Consider the following 5,719-nt stretch of genomic DNA (forward strand, 5'->3'; position numbering starts at 1 on the left):
AGCTCGAAGATCGGGGCCTCGGGGTCCTTGTTGACGGCCACGATGGTCTTCGAGGTCTGCATGCCGGCCCGGTGCTGGATGGCGCCGGAGATGCCCGCCGCGATGTACAGCTGGGGCGAGACCTGCTTGCCGGTCTGGCCGACCTGGTTGCTGTGCGGGTACCAGCCGGCGTCGACGGCGGCGCGCGAGGCACCGACGGCCGCGCCCAGCGCGTCCGCCAGCTCCTCGACGACGCCGAAGCCCTCGGCGGCACCGACGCCGCGGCCGCCGGAGACGACGATGGCGGCCTCGGTCAGCTCGGGGCGGCCGGTGGAGACGCGCGGGGTGCGCGAGACCACCTTGGCGGCGTTGCCGGTGAACGCGACGGTGACGTCCTCGACGGTGCCCGCGGCCGCGGCGGCCTCCGGCGCTACGGCGTTCGGCTTGACGGTGATGACCGGGGCGCCCTGCGACACCCTGGACTTCACCTGGAACGACGCGGCGAACACCGACTGGGTGGCGACCGGACCGTCGGCGCCGGCCTCCAGGTCGACGGCGTCGGTGATGATGCCGGAGCCGAGGCGCAGGGCGACGCGGGCGGCGACCTCCTTGCCCTCGCCGGAGGAGGTGACCAGCACCGCGGCGGCCTCGCTCGCCTTCGCGATCTGGGTCAGCGCGTCCACCTTCGGGACGACCAGCTGGTCGGTGAACTCGGCGCCGTCGGCCACGTAGACCTTCGCCGCGCCGTACTCGGCCGCCTTCGCGGCGATCGCGGCGGCGGCCGGACCGGCCCCGAGGACGACGGCCGACGGCTCGCCGATCCGGCGGGCCAGGGTCAGCAGTTCGAGGGCCGGCTTGCGGACCACACCGTCGGCGTGGTCCACGAGAACCAGGATCTCAGCCATGATTCGTTGCTCCTGATCGATCGTTTGGGTGCGCGAACGGGTGGGACTAGATGAACTTCTGGTCGGCGAGGAAGCCCGCGAGCGCCTTGCCGCCCTCGCCCTCGTCCTTGACGACCGTGCCCGCGGTACGCGCCGGACGCGCCGCCACCGACTCCACCGCCGTCCACGAACCCGCCAGACCGACCTCGTCCGCCCCGATCCCCAGATCGTCCAGGTCCAGCGACTGCACCGGCTTCTTCTTCGCCGCCATGATCCCCTTGAACGAGGGGTAACGCGCCTCACCCGACTGGTCCGTCACCGACACCACCGCCGGCAGCGAAGCCTCCACCAGCTCCGTCGCCGCGTCACCGTCCCGACGGCCCTTCACCACACCACCCTCGACCGACACCTCCGACAGCAGCGTCACCTGCGGCACACCCAGACGCTCAGCCAACAGCGCCGGCAGCACACCCATCGACCCGTCCGTCGACGCCATACCACCGATCACCAGGTCGAACCCGGTCTTCTCCAACGCCTTCGCCAGCACCGCCGACGTCCCGATCACGTCCGAACCGTGGATGCCGTCGTCGTTCACGTGCACGGCCTTGTCCGCACCCATCGACAACGCCTTGCGCAGCGCGTCCTTCGCATCGTCCGGACCCACCGTCAACACCGTCACCTCGGCGTCACCGCTCGCCTCCGCGATCCGCAACGCCTGCTCCACGCCGTACTCGTCCAGCTCCGACAGAAGGCCGTCCACGCCCTCCCGGTCGGTGGTGTGATCGTCCGAGAAACGACGGTCACCCGTCGCGTCCGGCACGTGCTTCACACAGACAACGATCCTCAAGCTCACGGCCTGTCTCCTGTACTGGGTCTCGTCCGGCGGCTGCGGCTGTGCAAGCGGGCGCGCACACGGTACGCACCCGCTCCGGGCAGCGTGTTCCCGTGCCGGTCCGGAACTCCGTCGCAGCATACTCGCCAGTAGCACAACGGCCACTACTGGTCAGTAGCTTACGGCGGGAGGTCCCGACCGAGCGTCCCGCAACCCCTCCGACCAGCCCGGAGAGGATCCCCGGCCCGGACGGCGGCCACAGGACGGCTGCACTGCCGTCAGGGCCATCCTGCCCCAGCCCGACCCGTGCTCCACCCCACGGGGCGGTCCTTCGGCCTCCGGATTCACCGCCCGGAACGACCCGCGCCCTCCGAACCGGGAGCGGGAGCAGCCTCAGACCGCCTCACCCAGGGCGGCGATCACGTCCACCTTCCGCGGCTGCCCGGCCGCCCGGCGCACCACCCGACCGCCCGCGTCCAGCACCAGAACGGTCGGCGTCCGCAGGATGTCCAGCCGGCGGACCAGCTCCAGCCGCTCCTCGGCGTCCAACTCGACGTGCGCCACCCCCTCGACCATCCCGGTCACCTCGGTCAGCACCCGGCGCGTGGCCCGGCAGGGCTGGCAGAACGCGCTGGAGAACTGCACCAGGGTCGCCCGCTCGCCGAGCGGCACCCCCAGCTCGGCCGCCGACAGCCGCACCGCCCCGTCCTTCACCCGCACCCGCAACCTCCCGTCACGCTTGGCCCGCAGCAGCCCGAACGCGCTCGCCACCACGAGGACGACAACGCACACCACCAACCCGGTCATCCCCCCAGTCTGCCCCCGCCCGCCCGGGCTCCGGGAACGGGCCCCGCAAACCGGTCGACCCGCGGCCCACGGCGCGCGTACGATCGCCGGGTGGACTCCGACCGCCCCGCACAGCCGCTGCTGACCGCCCGCCGGGTGGTCGACCTGTGCCGGGCCACGGCCTCGCGCTGTCGCTGACGCGCCCCGCCGTCACCCGTCGCCCCTCCCCCGGAGCCCCCGTGCAGATCGATCCCCGCGGCCCGCGCTTCGCCGCCGCGCTCACCACCGTCGTCCTGATAGCCGTCCTGCTCACCGGCAGCGGACTCCTGCTGGCCGCCCAGGCCCTCGTCTTCGCCCTCGGCGCCGTCGCCGGGCTGCGCCACTCGCCCTACGGCTGGCTCTACCGCACGCTGGTCCGGCCCCGGCTCGCGCCGCCGACCGAGACCGAGGACGAGCGCCCGCCGCGGTTCGCCCAGGGCGTCGGCCTGGTCTTCGCCGTCGTCGGCGCGCTCGGCTTCCTCACCGGGGTCGACTGGCTCGGCCTGCTCGCGACCGGGTTCGCACTCGCCGCCGCCTTCCTCAACGCCGCCTTCGGCTACTGCCTGGGCTGCGAGATGTACCTGCTGGTCCGCCGCGCCCAGGGCCGGGTGGACATCGCCGCCTGAGCACCCCGCCACCGGCCCGAGCCGGCCGCCCGACGGTCCGGCCGGGAAAAGTTCCCGGCCGGACTCATCACGCACATCACACCTTCACATTCCGCCTGGCGGTACGCCTCAGGTGACAGCGGGCACCCCTTCGGGGGATCATCTCCGTGTATCACCCGTGGCCGCCGCGGCGTGCCGCGCCACCGGTCGGCCCCCACGTACGGCTCGGGTACCCGCCGTACCGGGCCGCGAGGCCCGTCGAAGTCAGGACTGACCGTGGCAGAGTTCGTGTACCCGCCGGTGATCGGCGCCGCACTGACCGTCTTCCGCGCGCTCGACGTGCGCATCAGGATCGTCGGCGCCGAGCACATCCCCGCCAAGGGCGGAGCAGTCCTGGTGAGCAATCACATCAGTTACCTGGACTTCCTCTTCGCCGGCCTCGGCGCCTACCGCGGCGGACGGCGCAAGACCCGCTTCATGGCCAAGGACGACGTCTTCAAGCACGGCGTCTCCGGCCCGCTGATGCGAGGCATGAAGCACATCCCGGTCGACCGCACCGACGGCCAGCCCGCGTACGAGGCCGCCGTCCGGGCCCTGCGGGCCGGCGAGATGGTCGGTGTGTTCCCCGAAGCCACCATCAGCCGCTCCTTCATGCTGAAGAAGTTCAAGACCGGTGCCGCCCGTATGGCCGCCGACTCCGGCGCGCCGCTGCTGCCCGTCGTCCTCTGGGGCACCCAGCAGCTCTGGACCAAGGGCCGCCCGAAGACCCTCACCAAGCGGCACGTCCCGGTGACCATCATGATCGGCGAGCCGATCGAGCTGGCCCCCACCGACAAGCCCGTCATGGTCACCCGCCGGCTCCGCGCCGCGATGTCCGAGATGCTCGACCAGGCCCAGCGCGAGTACCCCGGCAAGCCGTCCGGCCCCGACGACACCTGGTGGCTGCCCGCCCAGCTGGGCGGCACCGCCCCCACCCTGGAGGTCGCCGAGGCCGAGGACGAGGCGGAGGCCACCGCCAAGGCCGAACGCCGGACCGCCCGCGACTGACGCCGCGCCTCACGTCCCGCCACGCAGCTACTCCGAGTGCCCGAACGAACGCACAGCGTCGCGTGTCGCCCCCTTTTCGCCGCGTCCGATCTGACAACGTGACAGCTCCCTCGAAGCTCGCCGGGACTCACCCGGCGGATCGGAGACGGAGATGAGACGCGAATGACCGGCACACGGCTCGCACGGACCACCCCCACCACGGCCCGCACCCGCACTCGCGCCGGTGCGGGCCTGTTGCTGGCAGGAGCCCTGCTCACCGGTTGCGGCGCACAGCCCGGCGACATCCCGCTCAGCGAGATCCGCGCCGAATCGCCGTCCCCCACCCCCACGCCTACGCCCGAGCCGGCCGCTGCCGCCCCCGGTGTCGTCGGCGCCGCCGCCGCGACCCCGCCCTCCGCCCGCAACGGTCTGATCGCCAGCCGGGTCACGCTCGGCACGGACCGGGAAACCGGCGCCATCCTCTCCACCGGGCCCGACGGCACCGGCGAGCGTCCGCTCACCCAGCCGCCGGACGGCGCCCGCGACGACAATCCCTCGTGGTCCCCCGACGGCGTCGCGCTCGCCTTCGACCGCACCGGCGACGCCGCCTCCGCCGCCCGGATCTGGCTCACCACGGCCTCCGGAGAGAACGCCCACCAGGTCGGTCCGCTCTGCAGCGTGGGAGCTCCCGACTGCATCAACGAGGCGGAGAGTCACCCCGCCTTCTCCCCGGACGGCGGGCGGATCGCCTTCAACCGCACCTGGGGATCCGGCGACCCCGAGACCGGTCAGATCCAGTACTCCGACCTGTACCTGATGACCCCGGACGGCACCGACGTCCAGCGTCTGACCTTCCTCACCAACGACAAGCCCTACTCCGGCGAGGTGACGAGTCCCAGCTGGTCACCCGACGGAAAGCAGCTGGTCTTCGAGTACCGCACCAGCGCCACCGGGCTCCCCGCCGACGGCCGCGCGTTGTTCTCCGTCGCCGCAGACGGCACCGGCCTTCGCCAGCTCACCCCCTGGGAGCTGCGGGCCGGAGGCCGTGCCGGATGGTCCCCCGACGGTACCCGGATCGTCTTCACCACCTTCCCCGCCGGCCCCGACCTCACCCCGGGGGGCGGGATCTACGCCATGCACGCCGACGGCAGCGCGATCGAGGCCCTGACGCCCGGCCCGTCCGACGTCTCCTACGGCCCCGCGGCCTACGCCCCCGACGGCGGATCCATCGTCTTCGCCCGCGCCGCCGGCACCGGGACCTCCTCCGACCTCTACGTCATGCAGCCCGACGGGGGTAGCCCGACCCGGCTCACCGACACCCCCGACCGCTCGGAGAGCCGACCGAGCTGGGGCACCGCACCGCCCCAGGGCTGACCTCCCGGACCGGTCCGACGTGGCACGGGACGTGAACACCGCCGCCCCGGTATCACCGGAATTCCCCGGAATTGCCCCGGAAACGCAAAGAACCCCCGCCCGGATCCCGGACGGGGGTTCTTCACAATGATTGTTCGGCGGCGTCCTACTCTCCCACAGGGTCCCCCCTGCAGTACCATCGGCGCTGTGAGGCT

Annotated in this window: 6 protein-coding genes; 3 read left to right on the forward strand and 3 right to left on the reverse strand. The window is 72.6% G+C overall.

Translation table 11 applies throughout. From position 1 onward, the window contains the following. From ACFWOG_RS39145 to ACFWOG_RS39155, 3 genes are all read right to left on the reverse strand, one after another. Positions 1–884: electron transfer flavoprotein subunit alpha/FixB family protein (locus ACFWOG_RS39145; protein WP_380364367.1), on the reverse strand; the 884-nt coding region annotated here is incomplete at its 3' end. Positions 885–930: 46 nt separating this feature from the next. Continuing rightward, complete coding sequence (locus ACFWOG_RS39150) at positions 931–1,716, reverse strand: electron transfer flavoprotein subunit beta/FixA family protein (protein ID WP_380364369.1); 786 nt, start codon at positions 1,714–1,716, stop codon at positions 931–933. A gap of 372 nt (positions 1,717–2,088) precedes the next feature. Then, positions 2,089–2,502, reverse strand: a complete 414-nt coding sequence (locus ACFWOG_RS39155; RefSeq protein WP_329880171.1) for a thioredoxin family protein — start codon at positions 2,500–2,502, stop codon at positions 2,089–2,091. Positions 2,503–2,720: 218 nt separating this feature from the next. On the opposite strand from ACFWOG_RS39155, the gene ACFWOG_RS39160 reads away from it, so the two are divergent. From ACFWOG_RS39160 to ACFWOG_RS39170, 3 genes are all read left to right on the forward strand, one after another. Continuing rightward, on the forward strand, positions 2,721–3,146 hold the full coding sequence (locus ACFWOG_RS39160) for a DUF4395 domain-containing protein (RefSeq protein WP_380364372.1): 426 nt from the start codon (positions 2,721–2,723) through the stop codon (positions 3,144–3,146). A gap of 255 nt (positions 3,147–3,401) precedes the next feature. Continuing rightward, the gene (locus ACFWOG_RS39165; RefSeq protein ID WP_329880174.1) at positions 3,402–4,172 is read left to right on the forward strand and encodes a lysophospholipid acyltransferase family protein; all 771 of its coding nucleotides are present in this window, start codon (positions 3,402–3,404) and stop codon (positions 4,170–4,172) included. Positions 4,173–4,334: 162 nt separating this feature from the next. Continuing rightward, positions 4,335–5,525, forward strand: coding sequence for a hypothetical protein (locus ACFWOG_RS39170; protein WP_380364374.1), 1,191 nt, complete (start codon positions 4,335–4,337; stop codon positions 5,523–5,525). Positions 5,526–5,719: the final 194 nt, after the last annotated feature.

It is taken from the genome of Kitasatospora sp. NPDC058406 (genome assembly GCF_042722765.1).
In the GTDB taxonomy this organism is placed as follows: Bacteria; Actinomycetota; Actinomycetes; order Streptomycetales; family Streptomycetaceae; genus Kitasatospora.

What these genes read in the sequence shown, in the direction of transcription:
- ACFWOG_RS39155 (WP_329880171.1), bottom strand. Translation starts at nt 2,502, where the DNA reads ATGACCGGGTTGGTGGTGTGCGTTGTCGTCCTCGTGGTGGCGAGCGCG.
- ACFWOG_RS39170 (WP_380364374.1), top strand. Translation starts at nt 4,335, where the DNA reads ATGACCGGCACACGGCTCGCACGGACCACCCCCACCACGGCCCGCACC.